The sequence below is a fragment of the Geobacillus sp. genome, assembly GCF_017515625.1.
Lineage (GTDB): Bacteria > Bacillota > Bacilli > Bacillales > Anoxybacillaceae > Geobacillus > Geobacillus stearothermophilus.
On sequence record NZ_JAFWFM010000128.1, the window covers coordinates 1 to 20,011 of the forward strand.

General features: G+C 51.5%; 17 protein-coding genes and 1 pseudogene. 7 read left to right on the forward strand and 11 right to left on the reverse strand.

Features of this window, described 5'->3' with window-relative positions:
• Positions 1 to 137: 137 nt before the first annotated feature.
• From IKE44_RS07920 to rpmH, 11 genes and pseudogenes are all read right to left on the reverse strand, one after another.
• Positions 138 to 728: pseudogene (locus tag IKE44_RS07920) on the reverse strand (DUF554 domain-containing protein); the annotation flags it as partial.
• Positions 729 to 786: 58 nt separating this feature from the next.
• Positions 787 to 1,647 (reverse strand): ParB/RepB/Spo0J family partition protein, encoded by an 861-nt coding sequence (locus IKE44_RS07925; protein ID WP_033014251.1) that lies wholly within the window; start codon positions 1,645 to 1,647, stop codon positions 787 to 789.
• Positions 1,640 to 2,401 (reverse strand): ParA family protein, encoded by a 762-nt coding sequence (locus IKE44_RS07930; RefSeq protein WP_033010849.1) that lies wholly within the window; start codon positions 2,399 to 2,401, stop codon positions 1,640 to 1,642. The genes IKE44_RS07925 and IKE44_RS07930 overlap by 8 nt, the downstream gene beginning before the upstream one ends.
• Positions 2,402 to 2,528: 127 nt before the next feature.
• Positions 2,529 to 3,374 carry a nucleoid occlusion protein gene (gene noc, locus IKE44_RS07935; protein ID WP_033014250.1) on the reverse strand — a complete coding sequence of 282 codons (846 nt, stop codon included), beginning with the start codon at positions 3,372 to 3,374 and terminating at the stop codon, positions 2,529 to 2,531.
• A gap of 141 nt (positions 3,375 to 3,515) precedes the next feature.
• Positions 3,516 to 4,232, reverse strand: coding sequence for a 16S rRNA (guanine(527)-N(7))-methyltransferase RsmG (gene rsmG / locus IKE44_RS07940; protein WP_033014249.1), 717 nt, complete (start codon positions 4,230 to 4,232; stop codon positions 3,516 to 3,518).
• Positions 4,233 to 4,255: 23 nt separating this feature from the next.
• The gene (gene mnmG, locus IKE44_RS07945) at positions 4,256 to 6,145 is read right to left on the reverse strand and encodes a tRNA uridine-5-carboxymethylaminomethyl(34) synthesis enzyme MnmG (protein ID WP_033010846.1); all 1,890 of its coding nucleotides are present in this window, start codon (positions 6,143 to 6,145) and stop codon (positions 4,256 to 4,258) included.
• A 17-nt stretch (positions 6,146 to 6,162) separates the two neighbouring features.
• Positions 6,163 to 7,551: a tRNA uridine-5-carboxymethylaminomethyl(34) synthesis GTPase MnmE gene (gene mnmE, locus IKE44_RS07950; RefSeq protein WP_033014247.1), complete on the reverse strand. Its 1,389-nt coding sequence runs from the start codon at positions 7,549 to 7,551 to the stop codon at positions 6,163 to 6,165.
• 222 nt (positions 7,552 to 7,773) lie between these two features.
• Positions 7,774 to 8,430, reverse strand: a complete 657-nt coding sequence (jag, locus tag IKE44_RS07955) for an RNA-binding cell elongation regulator Jag/EloR (protein WP_055358884.1) — start codon at positions 8,428 to 8,430, stop codon at positions 7,774 to 7,776.
• Positions 8,427 to 9,191, reverse strand: a complete 765-nt coding sequence (gene spoIIIJ / locus IKE44_RS07960; protein ID WP_049624132.1) for a YidC family membrane integrase SpoIIIJ — start codon at positions 9,189 to 9,191, stop codon at positions 8,427 to 8,429. Before spoIIIJ ends, jag begins: the two co-directional genes overlap by 4 nt.
• Positions 9,192 to 9,272: 81 nt before the next feature.
• Positions 9,273 to 9,632: a ribonuclease P protein component gene (gene rnpA / locus IKE44_RS07965; protein WP_049624131.1), complete on the reverse strand. Its 360-nt coding sequence runs from the start codon at positions 9,630 to 9,632 to the stop codon at positions 9,273 to 9,275.
• A 79-nt stretch (positions 9,633 to 9,711) separates the two neighbouring features.
• Positions 9,712 to 9,846: a 50S ribosomal protein L34 gene (gene rpmH, locus IKE44_RS07970; RefSeq protein ID WP_020961658.1), complete on the reverse strand. Its 135-nt coding sequence runs from the start codon at positions 9,844 to 9,846 to the stop codon at positions 9,712 to 9,714.
• Positions 9,847 to 10,335: 489 nt separating this feature from the next.
• Between rpmH and dnaA the strand changes: the two genes are divergently transcribed.
• The 7 genes from dnaA (at position 10,336) to IKE44_RS08005 (ending at position 19,885) form a co-directional block, all read left to right on the forward strand.
• Positions 10,336 to 11,685 (forward strand): chromosomal replication initiator protein DnaA, encoded by a 1,350-nt coding sequence (gene dnaA, locus IKE44_RS07975; protein WP_033014241.1) that lies wholly within the window; start codon positions 10,336 to 10,338, stop codon positions 11,683 to 11,685.
• A 171-nt stretch (positions 11,686 to 11,856) separates the two neighbouring features.
• Positions 11,857 to 12,993, forward strand: a complete 1,137-nt coding sequence (dnaN, locus tag IKE44_RS07980; RefSeq protein ID WP_049624130.1) for a DNA polymerase III subunit beta — start codon at positions 11,857 to 11,859, stop codon at positions 12,991 to 12,993.
• Positions 12,994 to 13,174: 181 nt separating this feature from the next.
• Positions 13,175 to 13,396 (forward strand): S4 domain-containing protein YaaA, encoded by a 222-nt coding sequence (gene yaaA / locus IKE44_RS07985; protein ID WP_033011987.1) that lies wholly within the window; start codon positions 13,175 to 13,177, stop codon positions 13,394 to 13,396.
• Between the two features lie 11 nt (positions 13,397 to 13,407).
• Entirely contained in the window at positions 13,408 to 14,526 is a 1,119-nt protein-coding gene (recF, locus tag IKE44_RS07990; protein WP_033014239.1) for a DNA replication/repair protein RecF, read from the forward strand.
• 45 nt (positions 14,527 to 14,571) lie between these two features.
• A complete protein-coding gene (gene gyrB, locus IKE44_RS07995) occupies positions 14,572 to 16,494 on the forward strand; it encodes a DNA topoisomerase (ATP-hydrolyzing) subunit B (RefSeq protein ID WP_033014238.1) in 1,923 nt (640 codons plus the stop codon).
• 153 nt (positions 16,495 to 16,647) lie between these two features.
• On the forward strand, positions 16,648 to 19,131 hold the full coding sequence (gyrA, locus tag IKE44_RS08000) for a DNA gyrase subunit A (protein ID WP_033014237.1): 2,484 nt from the start codon (positions 16,648 to 16,650) through the stop codon (positions 19,129 to 19,131).
• A 346-nt stretch (positions 19,132 to 19,477) separates the two neighbouring features.
• Positions 19,478 to 19,885, forward strand: a complete 408-nt coding sequence (locus IKE44_RS08005) for a hypothetical protein (RefSeq protein WP_287465543.1) — start codon at positions 19,478 to 19,480, stop codon at positions 19,883 to 19,885.
• Positions 19,886 to 20,011 lie beyond the last annotated feature (126 nt).

Consider the following 20,011-nt stretch of genomic DNA (forward strand, 5'->3'; position numbering starts at 1 on the left):
CTTCGTTCCGAAGGTGTCCGTTCTAGCCATATTCTATCCTATTCGTTGGCTAACGCCAACCGAAATTCATCTCCCACTTTCACTGGTGCTGGCGCACCTTCACGTTTAGAAGTAGGAGACTTCTTTCGGAGGGAAGTTAAAATTCCGCCGGTGGCCGTTGATTCCGCGATGAATGAATCCAGCACTTCCCTTGGCACGAACCGTTCAATTTGCGTGGCCAGCAGCGCGATGCCGCCTTCGTACAGGACAACGGGCAGGGCGGAGAACATGACGCCGATGCCGAGCGTCGTCGTCAAAATGACGCTCGCAAAGCCGTCTAAAATCGCCTTCGTATACAAGACGCTATGATCGCCGCGCAGTCCGCTGTCAAGCGCCCCAACAATCGCCATCGCCCCGATGACAAACAACAGCGTCGCGCTCACAAATCCTTTGGCACTGCCGCTTTCTCCGCTGCCGCCGACTTTCTTTTCCAGCCATCGTCCGAGCCGGTTCAGCTTTTCCTCCCAATTCCACCATTCGCCGAGAATGCCGCCGAAAACAAGGCTGAAGATGACAATGAGAAACTGTTCGCTTTTCATTCCCATTTGGATGCCAAGGAGCACCACCGCCAGCCCGATTCCTCCCATCACCGTCTCTTATACCCGTTCGGGAATGCGGTGAAACCATTTTCCAATCAATGCCCCGAATACAATGCTGAGCCCGTTCACAATCGTTCCTAGCAATACCATGATGTTCAACCCTCTCTAGCTCCAGCAAAAATAAACCGGCCCTTATTGCCAGACCGCTCTACTCGTCGAACTGCACATCAAGCAGTTCCAATATTCTTTGCAAGTCTTCCGGAGAAAAAAACTCGATTTCAATTTTCCCCTTTTTCTTCGTCTGTTTGATCGTGACGTTTGTGCCGAATTTTTCGCGCAACAGCGATTCGCTCTCACGGAGAAACACGCTTTTTTCCGGCGGTTTCCGTTTCGATGTTTCACGTGAAACATTTTCGTTGATTTGCCGGATCAGTTTCTCGAGCTGGCGGACGTTCAGCCCGTCGCGGACAATCCTCTCGATCACGAACTTCATTTTGCTTTTTTGCTTCAGCCCGAGCAGCGCACGTCCATGGCCCATTGACAGCGTTCCATCGGCAAGCAGTTTTTGCACGTCGGGAGGAAGCGACAAGAGGCGCACATGATTGGCGACGTGCGGGCGGCTCTTTCCGACGCGGCTGGCGACTTCCTCCTGGGTCAGATGCAGTTTGTCCATCAACATTTTATAAGCCATCGCTTCTTCAATCGGGTTCAAATCTTCGCGCTGCAAGTTTTCCAAAAGGGCAAACTCCATCATTTGTTCATCGGTCAGTTCGCGCACGACGACCGGCACAAACTGCAGGTTCGCCTCTTTTGCCGCCCGGTAGCGCCGCTCGCCGACGACAATTTCAAACCCTTTGACCGACTGGCGGACGATGAGCGGCTGCAAAATGCCGTGCTGCAAAATGGACTGTTTTAACTCTTCGATCGTTTCGGGCTGAAATGTTTTCCGCGGCTGGTATGGATTCGGATGAAGGACATGAATGCTGACCTCCTGCACCACTCCCTCTTTTCCGTCGAGTTCGAGGTTGTGAAACAGCGCATTAATGCCTTTACCAAGACCTTTAGCCACGCTCAAGCACCTCCTTCGCCAACTCTAAATACACTTCCGCCCCCCGCGATTTGACATCGTACAAAATCACCGGCTTGCCGTGGCTTGGCGCTTCGCTCAGCCGCACGTTTCTCGGGATGATCGTTTCGTACACCATTTCGCGAAAATACTTTTTGACCTCCTGAATGACTTGCAACCCTAAATTCGTCCGCGCATCGAGCATGGTCAACAAGACGCCTTCGAGGCGCAAATTATAGTTTAAGTGGCGCTGCACAAGCCGAATCGTGTTCAGCAGCTGGCTGAGCCCTTCAAGCGCATAATATTCGCACTGGACGGGAATCATGACGGAATCGGCCGCCGTCAGCGCATTCAGCGTAAGCAGCCCTAGCGAAGGGGGGCAATCGATAATGATAAAGTCGTACATGGCTTTCAGCGGCTCAAGCGCATTTTTGAGCCGGATTTCTCGGGAAATGACCGAAACAAGCTCAATTTCTGCACCGGCAAGTTGGATCGTCGCCGGGATGACATATAAGTTTTCAATGTTCGTCGGCCGAATGACCTCTTTCGCCTTCATATCGCCAATAATGACATTATAAATGCATTCGTCGACATCGCCTTTTTCAATGCCGATGCCGCTTGTCGCGTTTCCTTGCGGATCGGCGTCAACGAGCAGCACTTTTTTTCCGAGATGCGCCAAACAGGCCGACAGGTTGACAGCTGTTGTCGTTTTTCCGACTCCGCCTTTCTGATTTGCAATAGCAATGACTTTGCCCACGGTGCCACCTACCTCTATTCCTTACTCGTAAATTCTATTTTACCATGAAAAAAGGAAAATGACTTTGTTTTCTGAAAGAAAAAAACCTCATCAGCTGCGCTTGATGAGGCAAAAGGCGACTTGATGATTATTTTTTCGCGATGCGAATCGTAATTTGATAGTAATCGTCAAATTCCTCTTCTTCGGAATGGACGGATACGCCGCTGTTTTCCACCATGGAGAGCGATTGGCGGATCGTGTTGACGGCGATACGCATATCGCGGCTGAACGCCTTCCGTTTCGGCTTCGGCTTTCGCTCGCCAGCCTCGAGCATCTTGACGACCCTGTCTTCCGTCTGCTTGACGTTGAGCTGTTTGTCGATGATTTCTTGCAACAGTTTCAGCTGTTTCTCTTTATCTTTCAACACAATTAACGCGCGTGCGTGGCGCTCAGTGATCGTCCGCTGCAACAGCGCCTCTTGCACTTCCTGAGGGAGTTTTAGGAGACGCAGCTTGTTGGCGATCGTTGATTGCCCCTTGCCAAGGCGCTGGGCGAGCGCCTCCTGCGTCAAATCGTGCAGCTCGATCAGCCTGGCGTACGCCATCGCCTCTTCGATCGGCGTCAATTCCTCGCGTTGTAGGTTTTCGATGAGGGCGACGGAGGCGGTTTCTTTGTCGTTTAAGTTTTTCACAATAGCGGGGATTTCCGTCCAGCCAAGCTTTTGCACCGCCCGCCATCTCCGCTCGCCGGCAATGATTTCAAATTGGCCGTTTCCGCATTCACGCACAACGATCGGTTGAATAATGCCATGCGTGCGGATCGTCAACGCCAATTCATCGATTTTCTCCTCATCGAACACAGCGCGCGGTTGGAAACGGTTTGGAATAATGCTGGAAATGGGAATATGGCGCACTTCTTCCCGGTCTTTGTCTTCTCCCATTTCTTCTTGCTCTTTTTCTCCAAAGCTGAACAAGCGCGAAAACGTATGCTTCATCCCCCTACACCACCTTTGGACATACTTGGCCGATATTCTCTGTTTTGCCCGGCATACGCCGCTGCTTTAGGCCGTCTTTTGTTTCCCTTGGCATAGGACGCAAAGCGGAGGGACGGACCCCCGCGCCGTCTGCAAGGGGTTTTATTGAATCGGTTGTTTGCTCGGTATTCCCGGCTTGCGCGGATATCGAGCCGGCGTCTTTTTCGTTTTGCGGACGAAAATGATCGTCCGTTCGCCCTCTTCGAACGGCAGCATGAACGTTTCCACCGCCGCCACCTCCCCGCCAAGCACAGAAATTGCCTTCTCCCCCTCTTTCAGCTCTTCCGGCGCTGAGGCAGCTTTCATCGCAATGAATGTACCGCCTGTCTTCACAAGCGGAAGACAAAGTTCAGCAAGCACCGGCATGCGCGCCACCGCTCTAGCCGTGACGACATCGAACGATTCGCGCATCCCCTTTTGGCGGGCGAACGTCTCGGCGCGGTCATGGTACAGCGCTACATCCGCAAGTTCCAGCTCTGCTGCGAGATGCTCCAAAAAGCGGATGCGCTTTTGCAGCGAATCGACGATCGAGATGCGCAGCTGCGGAAAGCAAATTTTGAGCGGAATGCTCGGAAACCCCGCCCCGGCGCCGACATCGCAAAGCGATATAGGCGCGGAAAAATTGTAATAGAAAGCCGGAGAAACCGAATCAAAAAAATGCTTTACATAGACGCCGGGCTTGTCCGTAATGGCAGTCAAATTCATTTTCTCATTCCATTCCACAAGCAGTTCATAATAGCGCTCAAACTGCGCAAGCGCCCGGGAAGAAAGGGAAATCCCTCTCTCTTCAAGCATGGATTGAAATTGTGTCGCCTCCATATGCCAATCCCTTCCCTCATGATTTATTCATTCGACACGCGCGCGATTCTTCCTTGTTCCAAATACACTAATAATATCGAAATATCGGCGGGATTGACGCCGGAAATGCGCGATGCCTGGGCAATTGAGAGCGGCCGCACTTGCTTCAGTTTTTGCCGCGCCTCGGTCGCCAGCCCTTGGATGGCGTCGTAATCGATATCTTCCGGGATTTTTTTGTTTTCCATTTTTTTGAGCCGCTCGACTTCCTGCAGCGATTTTTGGATGTAGCCTTCGTACTTGATTTGAATTTCGACTTGCTCGGCCACTTCCGGAGCGATGTCCTCGTCCGCCGGCGCCAGTTTTCGAATATGTTCATACGTCATTTCCGGACGCCGGAGCAAATCAGCGGCGCGGATGCCGTCTTTCAGCTCGCTTCCGCCCGCTTCGCGGATGACTTCCTGCACTTTTGGCGTCGGTTTGATGATCACCGTTTGCAGCCGCTTTTTCTCCCGCTCGATCGCCTCTTTTTTCGCCAAAAATTTTTGATACCGCTCTTCGGAAATGAGGCCGATCCGATAGCCGAGCTCGGTCAGGCGCAAATCGGCGTTGTCGTGGCGGAGCAACAACCGATATTCAGCGCGCGAGGTGAGCAAGCGGTACGGCTCGTTCGTCCCTTTCGTCACCAAATCGTCGATTAAGACGCCAATATAGGCGTCCGAACGGCTTAAAATGATCTCCTCGCGGCCGAGCGCACGGTGGGCGGCGTTAATGCCGGCCATAATGCCTTGGCCCGCCGCTTCTTCATAGCCGGACGTACCGTTGATTTGCCCTGCGGTATACAAGTTTTTCACAAGCTTCGTCTCGAGCGTCGGCCAGAGCTGGGTCGGCACGATCGCATCGTACTCGATCGCATATCCCGCCCGCATGAGCTGCGCTTTCTCAAGCCCCGGAATCGTTTCAAGAAGCTTGCGCTGAATATGTTCCGGCAGGCTCGTTGACAGTCCTTGCACGTACACTTCTTCCGTTTCCCGCCCCTCCGGCTCGAGGAAAATTTGATGGCGCGGCTTGTCATGGAACCGAACGACTTTATCTTCGATCGATGGGCAATAGCGCGGTCCGGTTCCTTTAATCATGCCGGAGTACATCGGCGACAAATGCAAATTTTCATCGATGATTCGGTGCGTTTCCTCCGTCGTGTACGTCAGCCAGCACGGCAGCTGATCCGTGATGTATGTTGTCGTCTCGTACGAAAACGCCCGCGGCTCTTCGTCGCCCGGCTGAATTTCCGTTTTGCTGTAATCGATCGTCCGGCTGTTGACGCGCGGCGGCGTGCCCGTTTTAAAGCGGACGAGCTTAAACCCAAGCTCCTCTAAATGCTCGGACAGCTTGATCGACGGCTGCTGATTGTTCGGTCCGCTCGAATATTTAATGTCGCCAATGATAATCTCCCCGCGCAAAAACGTCCCGGTTGTGATGACGACCGCCTTGGCGTAATAATGAGCCCCCGTTTGCGTAACGACGCCTTTGCAGACGCCGTCTTCCACGATGAGCCGCTCAACTTTGCCCTGCAGCAGCGTCAAGTTTTCCTGCCTTTCAAGCGTCTTCTTCATTTCCCGCTGGTACAGCACTTTATCAGCCTGGGCCCTCAGCGCGCGCACGGCCGGGCCTTTCCCGGTGTTGAGCATCCGGATTTGAATGTATGTTTTATCGATGTTTCTTCCCATTTCCCCGCCGAGAGCGTCGATTTCACGCACGACGATCCCTTTCGCTGGGCCGCCGATCGACGGGTTGCACGGCATGAACGCAATCATATCAAGGTTAAGGGTGATGACGAGCGTTTTCGCCCCGATGCGCGCAGCTGCCAATGCCGCTTCACAGCCAGCATGGCCGGCGCCGACGACGATGACGTCATACGATCCTCCTTGGTAATCCATGCTTGTTTCCTCCTTGCTTATTTTCCTAAACAAAATTGAGCAAACAGCTGATCAATCAAACTTTCGTGCACTGTATCACCCACGATTTCGCCAAGCAGCTCCCACGCCCGGCGCAAATCGATTTGCACAAGATCGACCGGCATGCCGGCGTCAATGCCGGCCAAGGCATCGTCAATCGCCTGTTTCGCCTGCTCGAGCAAGGCGATATGGCGGGAGTTGGAGACGTATGTTAAATCGCCGGCTTCCAGTTCGCCGCCGAAAAATAAGTCAGCAATCGCCTGTTCCAATTCATCAATTCCTTGTTCGCGCAACAACGACGTCGCCACAACCGGACGGCCGGCCGCCAGCTCGTTCACGCGCTCCATGTCAATCTTCTTGGGCAAATCGGTCTTATTCACAATGACGATGACATCCATCCCTTCCGTCATCGCAAACAGCCGTTCATCTTCTTCTGTCAGCGGTTCGTGGTAGTTTAAAACGAGCAAAATTAAATCGGCCCGCTTCAACATTTGCCGGGAGCGCTCGACGCCGATTCGTTCGACAACATCTTCCGTTTCCCGGATACCGGCCGTATCAATCAAGCGGAGCGGCACGCCGCGGACGTTGACATACTCCTCAATGACATCGCGCGTCGTCCCCGGGATATCGGTGACGATCGCCCGATTTTCATGGGCGAGCGCATTTAACAGCGAAGACTTGCCGACGTTCGGCCGTCCGATAATGACCGTGGCCAACCCTTCGCGCAAAATTTTCCCCTGATTGGCGGTCGACAAAAGCTTTTCAATTTGCCGGCGCACATATTGCGCCTTCTCCTTTAGCAGCCGCGGCGTCATCTCCTCGACATCATCGTATTCGGGATAATCGATGTTCACTTCAACATGCGCCAGCGTCTCCAAAATCGTCTGCCGCAGCTCGCGGATGAGCTTGGAAAGACGCCCCTCCATTTGCTGCAAGGCGACATTCATGGCCCGGTCCGTTTTCGCCCGAATCAAGTCAATGACCGCCTCCGCTTGGGACAAGTCAATGCGCCCGTTTAAAAACGCCCGCTTCGTAAACTCGCCCGGCTCGGCAAGCCGCGCTCCGTTGGCGAGCACTAACTGCAAAACGCGGTTGACGGAAACAAATCCGCCATGGCAGTTAATTTCCACCACGTCCTCGCGTGTAAATGTTTTCGGCGCCCGCATGACCGACACCATCACTTCTTCGACGACCCGGCCGCTTTTCGGGTCGACAATATGCCCGTAATGGATCGTATGCGACGGGACGTCTTTCAGCCGCTTCCCGCTCGGGCTCCGAAACAGCCGGTCAGTGATCTCCACCGCCTCATCTCCGCTCAGCCGGACGATGGCGATCGCCCCCTCGCCCATCGGCGTTGAAATGGCGGCAATCGTATCCAATTGTGTCACCGCTTTTCACCTCGCTTTTCTCCGTTTCTTCTATATCCACAGCCTTTCTCAGCCGCATGCTCCCTGTGCATAGTTGTTTAGTTCAATTTTAACTTATCCACATGTGAATAACAATATGGCACGCTCAGAACCGCTGTGGAAAAATATATTGCTGGCCTATTTTCGCGCAGCCGCAAGTACACAAGCGAAAGAGGGCAAAAAAAGAGGCCTCCTCCACATTCGTTAGAGGGGCGTCCTTTTCGTTGGCGATTTTTTGCTTGTTATCGGGGAAACAACAATAAGGCGGTGCGGGTCAACTCCAACCGAATAGGTAGAGACATGCTTATGGCCGGCCAACGCAGCATGGATGATTTTGCGTTCATGGGCGGGCAACGGCTCCAGCCTCACTTCTTTGCCTGTCCTGACCGCCTGAGCTGCCAGTTTGTGCGCCAGTTCCACAAGCGCCTTTTCCCTTCGTTCACGATAATGCTCCACGTCAACCGCAATCGACACATATTCCTCCGCATGGCGATTGGCGACAAGCTGCGCCAAAAACTGGAGAGCATTTAAAGTTTGGCCGTGTTTGCCGATCAACAAACCGACCGGCCCCCCATGGATGTGGAGCGTCACTTGCTTGCCGCAACGGACAGCTTCGACGTCTGCCTCTTCCGCTCCCATATGCGCAATGACTTGCTGCAAGAAGCGCACCGTCTCCTCAACCGGATCCATTTTCAACACCGCTTTGACAACCGCCGGCCGGCCGCCAAACAAGCCAAACCAACCTCTTTTCCCTTCATCGAGCACAACAATAACCGCACGCTCTCGAGGCACGCCAAGCTGCGCGAGCGCCAACTGCACCGCCTCTTCGACTGTCCGGGCAGTCGCGGTCACTTCTTTCACTTTTTCGCTCCTCCTGAATGGGCGGCAATCTCCGGCCCTTTAATGAGATACGTTTGCACAATGGAGAAAATATTTCCGACGACCCAGTAAAGCGACAAAGCAGCTGGGAAGTTGATCGCGAAAATGACGATCATAATCGGCATCATCCAAAGCATCATCGCCATTTGTGGATTTTGCTGAGCGGAGCCGGCCATCATGATCTTTTGCTGGATAAACGTCGTCACCCCGGCAATGACCGGCAAAATAAAGTACGGATCCTTTTCGCCAAGGTCAAACCATAAAAAATTATGTTGGGCAATTTCCCTTGTCCGCATAATCGCGTGGTAAAAACCGATTAAAATCGGCATTTGGATTAAAATCGGCAAACAGCCGGCCATCGGATTGACCCCGTGCTTTTGGAACAAGAGCATCATTTCCTGCTGGAGCTTTTGCTGTGTCTGAGCGTCTTTCGAACTGTACTTTTTACGCAACGCCTCTATTTCCGGCTGAAGCGCTTGCATCGCTTTGGCATTGCGCGTCTGTTGGATCATCAGCGGCAAAATCAACAAACGGATTAAAATAGTGACGACAATAATCGACAACCCAAAACTTCCGCCGAGCAGCCCGGCCACATATTTGATCAGCCAGGAGAGCGGATAAACGATATACTCATTCCAAAATCCTTTGCTTTCCGGAGTGATCGGCTGATTGATTTCCGTGCATCCGGCCAGCATGGCAGCCAATGCACCGATCAAAGCAATGAATAGTATTCGCCTTTTCACCTTCTTTTTCCTCCCACATGTACAAGTTCACTGTATGTATTTTATCATCTTTTTCCGCCCTTGTGAGAGCGTTTTTTCAGGCTAAATCTGGTGTTCAGCCTCCTTTTTCAGCCCCCCGGCTTTCCGCAGCACATGGATCAAACTTTTTTTCACTTCCGCGTAGCCCATTTCCGCCGCAGGCTGCCTGGCAATAATGACATAGTCCTTGCCAGGGGCGACCTCTTCTTTCAATTCAAGAAAGCATTGGCGGATGTATCGTTTGATCCGGTTTCTGACAACCGCTTTGCCAAGCTTTTTGCTGACTGACAGCCCAATGCGAAAATAAGGCTGCTCAGGACGGTCAAGCGTGTAGACGACAAACTGGCGGTTCGCCACCGAGACGCCCTGCTGAAACACCTCTTGAAATTCCTCGTTTTTTTTGATGCGATATTTTTTTTTCATGCCCCTAAAACACTCCATTTGCCTAGTTTCCCGCCGCCAAAACATTGAGAAAAAAGACCACTGAAGCTTCAGTGGCCTGTTATGCAGACAATACTTTTCTTCCTTTGCGACGGCGGCGCGCCAATACTTTTCTCCCATTTTTCGTGCTCATGCGCGCGCGGAACCCGTGCACTTTGCTGCGCTTCCGTCTATTTGGTTGATACGTCCGTTTCATCTATGACACCTCCCTGAAGGAATAACTGTTACGGGCAGTCTTTCTCATTATATTGAACAATCTCAGCAAATGTCAACCGCCCCTTTCTCTTTTCTTGAGGCGGCCTTGATGTGGATAAATTTTTCTGTCCTCAACCACAATCCACAACATTTATCGACATTTTTTCACATACGCAACGGTGTGGATAACGTTTTTTTCACAACCTGTCCGTTTTGTGGATAATCAAAAAATTCCGTTGCAACAAGCCGTTTTATTTGCTATTATTATTGTGTTTTCACTATGGTCGACAATGGATAACTGTGTGGATAAAAAAACATATCCACACTTGTGGATAGGTTGTGGATATGTTTTTTCACATCTTGTTTATAATGTTGTCCACAGTTGGTGGGTTTTGTCGAAAAGCCGTCTTTTTTCCTTAATATATCTTTTCCACAAACTTATTTTTTTAAACAAATGATTATCCTCTGAATTAAAAGGGAGGGGCAACGGGTGGAAAATATCCATGATTTATGGGATCGCGTGCTTCAGGAAATTGAACGGAAAATCAGCAAGCCGAGCTTTGAGACTTGGCTCAAGTCAACGAAAGCCCACTCTTTGCGTGGTGACACGCTCGTCATCGTAGCCCCGAACGAGTTTGCTAGAGACTGGCTTGATTCCCGCTATTCCCATTTAATTGGGGAAACGATCTACGCCATTACCGGCGAAGAGCTGGCCGTCAAATTTATCATTCCGCCAAACCAGGCTGACGAAGAACTCGAGTTTCAACCGGCCAAAAAACAGCGGAAGCAGTACGAGGAAGCGAATGATTTCCCGCAAAGCATGTTAAATCCGAAATATACATTCGACACGTTTGTCATCGGCTCCGGCAACCGGTTCGCCCATGCTGCATCACTCGCGGTCGCCGAAGCCCCGGCCAAGGCGTACAACCCGCTTTTCATTTACGGCGGAGTCGGACTTGGAAAAACGCATTTGATGCACGCGATCGGCCATTACGTCATTGAACATAACCCGTCCGCGAAAGTTGTCTATTTATCTTCAGAAAAGTTTACAAACGAGTTTATTAACGCCATTCGCGACAACCGCCCGGACGATTTTCGCAACAAGTATCGAAACGTTGACGTTCTGCTAATCGATGATATTCAGTTCTTGGCTGGAAAAGAACAAACGCAGGAGGAATTTTTCCATACGTTTAACACGCTGCACGAGGAAAGCAAGCAAATCGTCATTTCAAGCGACCGGCCGCCTAAAGAAATCCCGACGCTTGAAGACCGCTTGCGTTCGCGCTTTGAATGGGGGCTGATCACCGACATCACGCCGCCTGATTTGGAAACGCGGATCGCCATCCTCCGAAAAAAAGCGAAAGCGGAAGGGTTTGACATTCCGAACGAAGTGATGCTTTATATCGCCAATCAAATCGATTCGAACATCCGTGAGCTCGAAGGTGCCCTCATCCGCGTCGTCGCCTACTCATCGCTTATCAATAAAGAAATCACGGCTGACCTGGCAGCGGAAGCATTGAAGGATATCATTCCGAGCGCGAAGCCCAAAGTGATCACGATCCAAGACATTCAGCGCGTTGTTGGACAGCATTTCAATATTAAGCTTGAAGACTTTAAGGCAAAAAAACGGACAAAATCGGTCGCGTTCCCCCGGCAAATCGCCATGTATCTCTCCCGCGAACTGACCGACTGTTCGCTGCCGAAAATCGGCGACGAATTTGGCGGCCGCGATCATACGACGGTCATCCACGCCCATGAAAAAATATCAAAGCTTTTGCAAACCGACACGCAGCTGCAGAAACATGTGAAAGAAATCCAAGAAAAGCTGAAGCAACTGTGAATAACCGCCGCCGTCTTACGCACAGCTTATCCACATGTGGGCAAGCTGTGCTTGCTTCGCTTTTCTTGGTTATCCACATACCAACAAGCCATACTACTAGTACTACGGTTTTTATTTTTTATATTTTTATAATTTATTTCCGATCACCATTAAAACGAGGAGGAACAGCAAGTGAACATCTCGATTGACCGTGAAGCGCTGACAAGAAGTGTCCAAGATGTGATGAAAGCTGTATCGACGAGAACGACGATTCCGATTTTGACAGGGATTAAACTGACAGCGACGGCCCTTGGGGTGACATTGACAGGCAGCGACTCCGATATTTCGATCGAGTCGTTCATTCCGCTTGAAAAAGAAGGTCGGCTGCTCGTTGATGTCAAAAGGCCGGGAAGCATCGTGCTGCAAGCTCGCTTTTTTGCTGAAATTGTCAAAAAGCTGCCGCAGCAAACTGTCGAGATCGAGACGGAAGACAACTTTTTGACTGTCATCCGCTCAGGCCACTCGGAATTCCGTCTCAATGGCTTAAATGCCGACGAATATCCGCGGTTGCCGCAAATTGAGGAAGAAAACGTCTTTCAAATTCCGGCTGATCTATTGAAGACAATCATCCGACAAACTGTTTTTGCTGTTTCAACATCGGAAACGCGCCCCATCTTGACAGGTGTCAACTGGAAAGTGGAGAATAACGAACTCGTCTGCACGGCGACAGACAGCCATCGTTTGGCGATGCGAAAGGTAAAAATTGAAGCAGGACATGCTGTGTCGTACAACGTCGTCATTCCGGGGAAAAGTCTAAACGAGCTGAGCAAAATTTTGGACGACGGCAGCGCTCCGGTTGATATTGTCATAACGGCCAACCAAGTGTTGTTTAAAGCGGAACATCTTCTTTTCTTTTCCCGGCTGCTTGACGGAAACTATCCGGAAACAGCCCGCCTGATTCCGACAGAAAGCAAAACAACGATGACCGTCAATGCGAAAGAGTTTTTGCAAGCGATTGACCGGGCATCACTGCTTGCAAGGGAAGGGAGAAACAATGTCGTGAAACTGACGACGCTCCCGGGAGGGCTGTTGGAAATTTCCTCGGTTTCTCCAGAAATCGGGAAAGTGACGGAACAGTTGCAGACCGAATCACTTGAAGGGGAAGAGTTAAACATCTCGTTCAGCGCAAAATATATGATGGATGCACTCCGGGCCCTTGATGGCACCGATATTCAAATCAGTTTCACCGGGGCAATGCGCCCGTTCGTGCTGCGTCCGCTTTACACCGACTCGATGCTGCAGCTCATTTTGCCGGTAAGAACATATTGATGTATGTCGGAAACGCATAAAAGGCGATCTAGTCATGGACGCCGTCCTTTTCGCAATGCCTCCGATGGAGAGGATGGGGACAATTGCGTCCCATTCTCTTCATCGGCTTTCTTTGCGGGCGGGCGATGTTTTCGATAAAATAAAGGAATAGGCGACTTAGAGGAAAGCGAGCGATGAACGGATGGAACAAACGGTGACGATTAAAACGGAAACGATCACGTTAGGACAGCTGTTGAAGCTTGTGCAGTTAATTGATACAGGCGGCGCTGCGAAATGGTTTTTGCAGGAATACAACGTGCTCGTCAATGGCGAAAGAGAGACCCGGCGCGGGCGGAAGTTAAAAGACGGCGACCGGGTGGATGTGGAGCAAATCGGCACGTTTGTCGTTGTACGGGCAGAGTAGGTGAAGATCGGGTGTTTTTAACCGACTTAGTGTTAACGAACTACCGCAACTACGAACATGAAATGGTGAATTTCAGCCAAGGCGTCAACGTCATTCTCGGGGAAAATGCCCAAGGGAAGACAAATATGATGGAGGCCATTTATGTATTGGCCATGGCGAAATCGCACCGCACATCGAACGATAAAGACCTTATCCGTTGGAATGAAGAGTATGCTAAAATAGAAGGAAGAGCGGAAAAACGAAGCGGTTCTCTTGCCCTTGAACTGCTTATCTCAAAAAAAGGGAAAAAAGCGAGATGCAACCATATTGAGCAGCGACGGCTCAGCCAATATGTCGGGCAGTTAAATGTCGTCATGTTCGCTCCGGAAGACTTGAATCTGGTCAAAGGAAGTCCGCAAGTGCGGCGGCGGTTTATCGATATGGAAATCGGACAAGTATCCCCCGTTTATATACATGATTTGGGGCAATACCAAAAACTGTTGCAGCAGCGCAACCACTGCTTGAAGATGATGCAGACGCGCGAGAGGGGCGGCGAGGCGGTGCTTGACGTATTAACCGAACAGCTCGCCGTGCTGGCGGCGAAGATTACGTTGCGGCGCCGCCAGTTTTTATCGCTGCTTGAGCAGTGGGCGATGCCGATCCACCGTGAAATCAGCCGCGGAGCTGAACAACTCGGCATTCGGTATGAACCGTCGGTCGACGTATCAGAAAAGGCAGAATTGTCGAGAATAGTAGAAGCATACTGCGAAACGTTCGCTTCCTTGCGAAAACGGGAAATCGAGCGGGGAACGACGCTTGCCGGCCCGCATCGCGATGACATCGCGTTTATCGTCAACGGAAAAAACGTCCAAACGTTCGGTTCCCAAGGGCAACAGCGCACAACCGCGCTGGCGGTGAAACTGGCGGAAATTGAGCTCATCTTTTCCGAGTTAGGTGATTACCCCATTTTGTTGCTCGATGATGTGCTGTCCGAACTTGATGACTTTCGGCAAACCCACCTCTTAGATGCGATCCGAAAAAAAGTGCAAACTTTCGTGACCACAACGAGCATTGACGGCATTAAGCACGATATCATTCAAGAAGCGGCTATTTATCGAGTCCACTCCGGTTCGGTAGCTGCTCCTTCTTGACCGCAAAACGTTGAACGTTTGCAAAGAAAGCGTAGGTGATCTGGCATGACAATGGAACAACGGGTTGAGCGAGCGTACGACGCGAGCCAAATCCAAGTGCTCGAAGGCCTTGAAGCAGTTCGAAAGCGCCCGGGGATGTACATCGGCTCGACGGGGCCTAAAGGGCTGCACCACCTCGTTTGGGAAATCGTCGACAACAGCATTGACGAAGCATTAGCCGGCTATTGCACGGAAATTCATGTGACGATCGGAAAGGATAACAGCATCACGGTCGCTGACAACGGGCGCGGCATTCCAGTCGATGTGCATGAGGCAACCGGACGGCCGGCTGTTGAGGTCATCATGACCGTTCTGCACGCCGGCGGGAAGTTCGGCGGCGGCGGTTATAAAGTATCCGGCGGCTTGCACGGCGTCGGCGCCTCGGTCGTCAACGCCTTGTCGGAATGGCTGGAAGTTTACGTATACCGAGATGGGAAAATCCATTATCAAAAATACGAGCGGGGCAATCCGTGCACCGATCTGCAAGTCATCGGCGAGACGGACCGAACCGGGACGACGACCCGCTTTAAGCCGGATCCGGAAATTTTTACAGAAACGACCGAGTTTGATTACGAAACGTTGGCCGCCCGGCTGCGCGAGCTCGCCTTTTTGAACCGCGGCTTGAAAATCACCTTGACGGATGAACGGGTTGACAACCGGAAAAGTGAATACTTTTATGAAGGCGGCATCCGCTCTTACGTCCGCCATTTGAATCGGACGCGGGAAGTGTTGCACGAAGAGCCGATTTACATTGCCGGCGAGCGCGACGGCATCGCTGTCGAAATCGCCTTGCAGTACAACGACGGCTATACGAGCAACATTTATTCATTCGTGAATAATATCCATACGCACGAAGGCGGCACGCATGAATCCGGCTTTAAAATGGCGTTGACGCGCATCATCAATGACTACGCCCGCAAACAGCAAATTTTCAAGGACAATGATGCCAATTTGACGGGGGAAGATGTGCGGGAAGGGCTGACGGCCATTGTGTCAATCAAACACCCCTCCCCGCAATTTGAGGGGCAGACGAAAACAAAGCTCGGCAACAGCGATGCGCGCACGGTGACGGACGCTGTCTTTTCTGAACAATTTGAAACGTTTTTGCTCGAACACCCGACCATTGCCCGAAAAATTGTCGAAAAAGGGATGATGGCCGCCCGCGCCCGCCTAGCGGCCAAAAAGGCGCGCGAACTGACGCGGCGCAAAAGCGCGCTTGAAGTCTCCAATTTGCCGGGCAAACTTGCCGACTGCTCGTCAAGAGATCCGTCGATCAGCGAGCTGTATATCGTGGAGGGGGATTCGGCGGGCGGTTCAGCGAAACAAGGGCGCGACCGCCATTTCCAGGCAATTTTGCCGTTGCGTGGGAAAATTCTCAACGTTGAGAAGGCAAGAATCGACAAAATCTTGTCCAACAACGAAGTGCGGGCGATCATCACCGCTCTTGGCACCGGCATTGGTGAAGAGTTCGACATCTCAAAGGCGCGTTATCATAAAGTCATCATTATGACCGATGCGGACGTCGACGGCGCTCATATCCGCACGCTTCTTTTGACATTCTTTTATCGCTACATGCGTCAATTTATCGAGCACGGCTATGTGTACATCGCCCAACCGCCCCTTTATAAAATCGAACAAGGAAAACAAGTGCGCTACGCTTACAACGACCGCCAGCTCGAAAAAATTCTTGCTGAGCTGCCGGAACAACCGAAGCCGACAATCCAACGCTACAAAGGGTTGGGCGAGATGAACCCAGAGCAACTTTGGGAGACGACGATGAACCCGGAAAAGCGAACATTGCTTCAAGTCAGTTTGCAAGATGCCATTGACGCAGATGAAACGTTTGAAATTTTAATGGGCGACAAAGTCGAGCCACGCCGCCAATTTATCGAAGAAAACGCCCGTTATGTGAAAAACTTGGACATTTAGGATGAAAAGAGAGGGATGGGGCCGCCCTCCTCGCTTCTTTTTGCCGACGGGGCCAACCGGGGCGCAAACGAAGCGGCGCCCGCCGTCCGCCTATGTCTGCTCCCTGTAAAGGCAGACCGGGCCGAAGAAGGCTCAAAAGGGAGGTTTATATGAATGGCAGAACATGAACAATCGCGCATTCGCGAAGTCAATATCAGCCAGGAAATGCGCTCGTCGTTCCTTGACTACGCCATGAGTGTCATCGTTTCCCGCGCCTTGCCGGATGTGCGCGATGGGCTGAAACCGGTGCACCGCCGCATTTTATATGCCATGCATGACCTCGGCATGACCGCTGATAAACCGTATAAAAAGTCAGCCCGCATCGTCGGCGAAGTGATCGGGAAATACCACCCGCACGGCGACGCCGCCGTGTATGATACGATGGTGCGCATGGCGCAAGACTTCAACTACCGGTACATGCTCGTTGACGGGCACGGCAACTTCGGGTCGATCGACGGCGATGCAGCAGCGGCCATGCGTTACACGGAAGCCCGCATGTCGAAAATCGCCATGGAGCTGTTGCGCGACATCAATAAAGACACGATCGATTACCAAGATAACTACGACGGTTCAGAAAAAGAACCGGTTGTGCTGCCGTCACGGTTTCCAAACTTGCTTGTCAATGGTTCGTCAGGCATTGCCGTTGGGATGGCGACGAACATCCCTCCGCATCAGCTTGGCGAGGTCATCGATGCGCTGTTGGCGTTAAGCCGAAACCCGGAGATGACCGTTGCCGACTTGATGGAATACATTCCTGGTCCGGATTTCCCGACGGCCGGGCAAATCATCGGCCGCAGCGGCATCCGCAAGGCGTACGAAACGGGACGGGGATCCATTACGTTGCGCGCCAAGGCTGAAATTGAGCAGCATGCCAATGGCAAGGAAACGATTATTGTAAGCGAACTCCCCTATCAAGTGAACAAAGCAAAGCTGATTGAACGGATCGCCGAATTGGTGCGCGAGAGAAAAATCGACGGCATCACCGATTTGCGCGATGAATCGGACCGGAGCGGAATGCGCATCGTTATTGAAGTGCGGCGCGATGCGAATGCGAAGGTCGTGTTAAACAACTTATACAAACATACCGCCTTGCAGACGAGTTTTGGAATCAACATGCTCGCCTTGGTGGATGGCGAGCCGAAAGTGTTGAACTTAAAAGAATGTTTGGAGCACTATTTGAACCACCAGAAAACGGTCATCCGCCGGCGAACTGCCTTTGAGCTGAAAAAGGCTGAAGCGCGCGCCCATATTCTTGAAGGCTTGCGCATTGCCCTTGACCATTTGGATGAAGTGATCGATCTCATCCGTCGTTCGCGAACGACAGAAATAGCGCGCGAAGGGTTGATGGAGCGGTTTTCGCTCAGCGAACGGCAGGCGCAGGCGATCCTAGATATGCGCCTGCAACGGCTGACCGGCCTCGAGCGGGAAAAAATTGAACAGGAGTATCAAGAGCTTCTCCGCCTCATCGCTGAGTTGAAAGCAGTGTTGGCTGACGAAGAGAAAGTATTGCAGATCATTCGCGATGAGCTGGCCGAAATCAAAGAGCGGTTTAACGACGAGCGGCGCACAGAGATCATTGCGGGGGCTGTCGAACAGTTTGACGACGAAGACTTAATCCCGCACGAACATGTCGTCATTACGCTCACTCATAAAGGATATATTAAGCGCCTGCCGTTATCGACGTATCGAAGCCAGAAACGCGGCGGCCGGGGCGTGCAAGGCATGCATACAGCCGAGGATGATTTTGTCGAACATTTGCTCGTCACTTCTACTCATGACAACGTGCTGTTTTTTACAAATAAAGGTAAAGTATACCAGGCGAAAGGCTATGAAATTCCGGAATTCGGACGCACCGCCAAAGGGTTGCCGATCATCAACTTGCTTGAGCTCGACAAGGATGAATGGATCAACGCCATGATTCCCATTGAAAATGAGTTTGATAATGAGCTTTATCTCGTGTTTGCGACAAAGCAAGGGATCGCCAAGCGCTCTCCGCTCTCAGCTTTCGCCCACATCCGCAACAATGGGCTCATCGCCATTCACTTGCGCGAGGGGGATGAGCTGATTTCCGTCAAGTTGACGGACGGTAAAAAACATTTGATTATCGGCACGAAAAGAGGAATGCTCATCCGTTTTCCAGAAACGGATGTGCGGACAATGGGCCGCAGTGCGACGGGAGTCAAGGCCATCTCACTCGATGACGGCGATGAAGTCGTTGGCATGGAAATCTTGGAAGACCATCATGATGTTCTTGTTGTGACGAAAAAAGGGTTCGGCAAACGCACCCCAGCTTCGGAGTATCGCGTGCAAAGCCGGGGCGGAAAAGGGTTGAAAACATGCAATGTCACGGAACGGAACGGTCCTGTTGTTGCAGTGACAACAGTCGTCGGCAATGAAGATTTAATGGTCATTACGACAGGCGGCGTGCTGATCCGCATTGCTGTCAGCGATATTTCCAGGACAGGGAGAATTGCCCAAGGCGTCAAGCTCATTCGCCTCTCGGACGAAGACGAACATGAGTGTGTAGCGACAGTTGCCAAAGTGCCAGAGGAAGAAAAAGAAGAGAGAGAGAGGAAGAAGGGCATCCCGCTTAATTGAATGGCGTTCCGCCTGCAGGTGCGGGGCGTCCTTTCGTTTGAAAATGCGTGCGTCTGTTTTTACGGCGAATCGGAAAGCGAAACGCGCTTATTGGGCTTTCCGATTGCGAAAGTGCTGTTATTGCAGCCTATAATAGATGCAACGAAATCGTTTAACATATCCTTGAAGGAAAAGTGGCTCATCCATTTTTGACTGTCGAAGGCAAGCCGTAGGCTTGCCTCCGTCACGCTAAGGCGTGACGGACCGTTGGATGAAATGACCGGTCAAAACGAAAAATGTTAAAGCTTTAAATTGCATCTATATAAATCGTGCTACGATAAAAACAAAAAGACGGGGGGCTACATGGATGGTTCGCGTGAAGCGCTCCCAGCTTCGCGAAGGCTGTGTGCTTGCTGAAGATGTAATCGGCAAAACGAAACGGCCGATTATGACAAAAAACACTATTATGACAACACCGTTGTTGCAAGTGCTTGAAAAATTTCTTGTAGAGGAAGTGGAGATTGAGCCGTTTCTCGCAAACGGCGAACCATTTTCGCCGGGGGATTCGGCCGCGGCGGAGGATCAACGGCCGCTCTCTTTATATTTAGAGACCGTCCGCCAATACAAGACATGGTTTCAATCTTGGCGGTCCGGCTTGCCGGTCGACATCAATGAAATAAGGGAAGCTGTCATTCCCCTTTTTGAACACATGACAGGCTGCAAGCGGGAATTGCTTGCGTTGCACCATTATGCGACAAAAGAGCATTCCCGTTAGGAGCTTTTCCGGGGACTTGATCAAAAAAAGCCCTCTTGGTATGATGCAGGGGTGTCAAACAATACCTACCATCATGCCAAGGAGGACTTCAGATGAATTGTACACAAAACTATAAAATTGATCAAG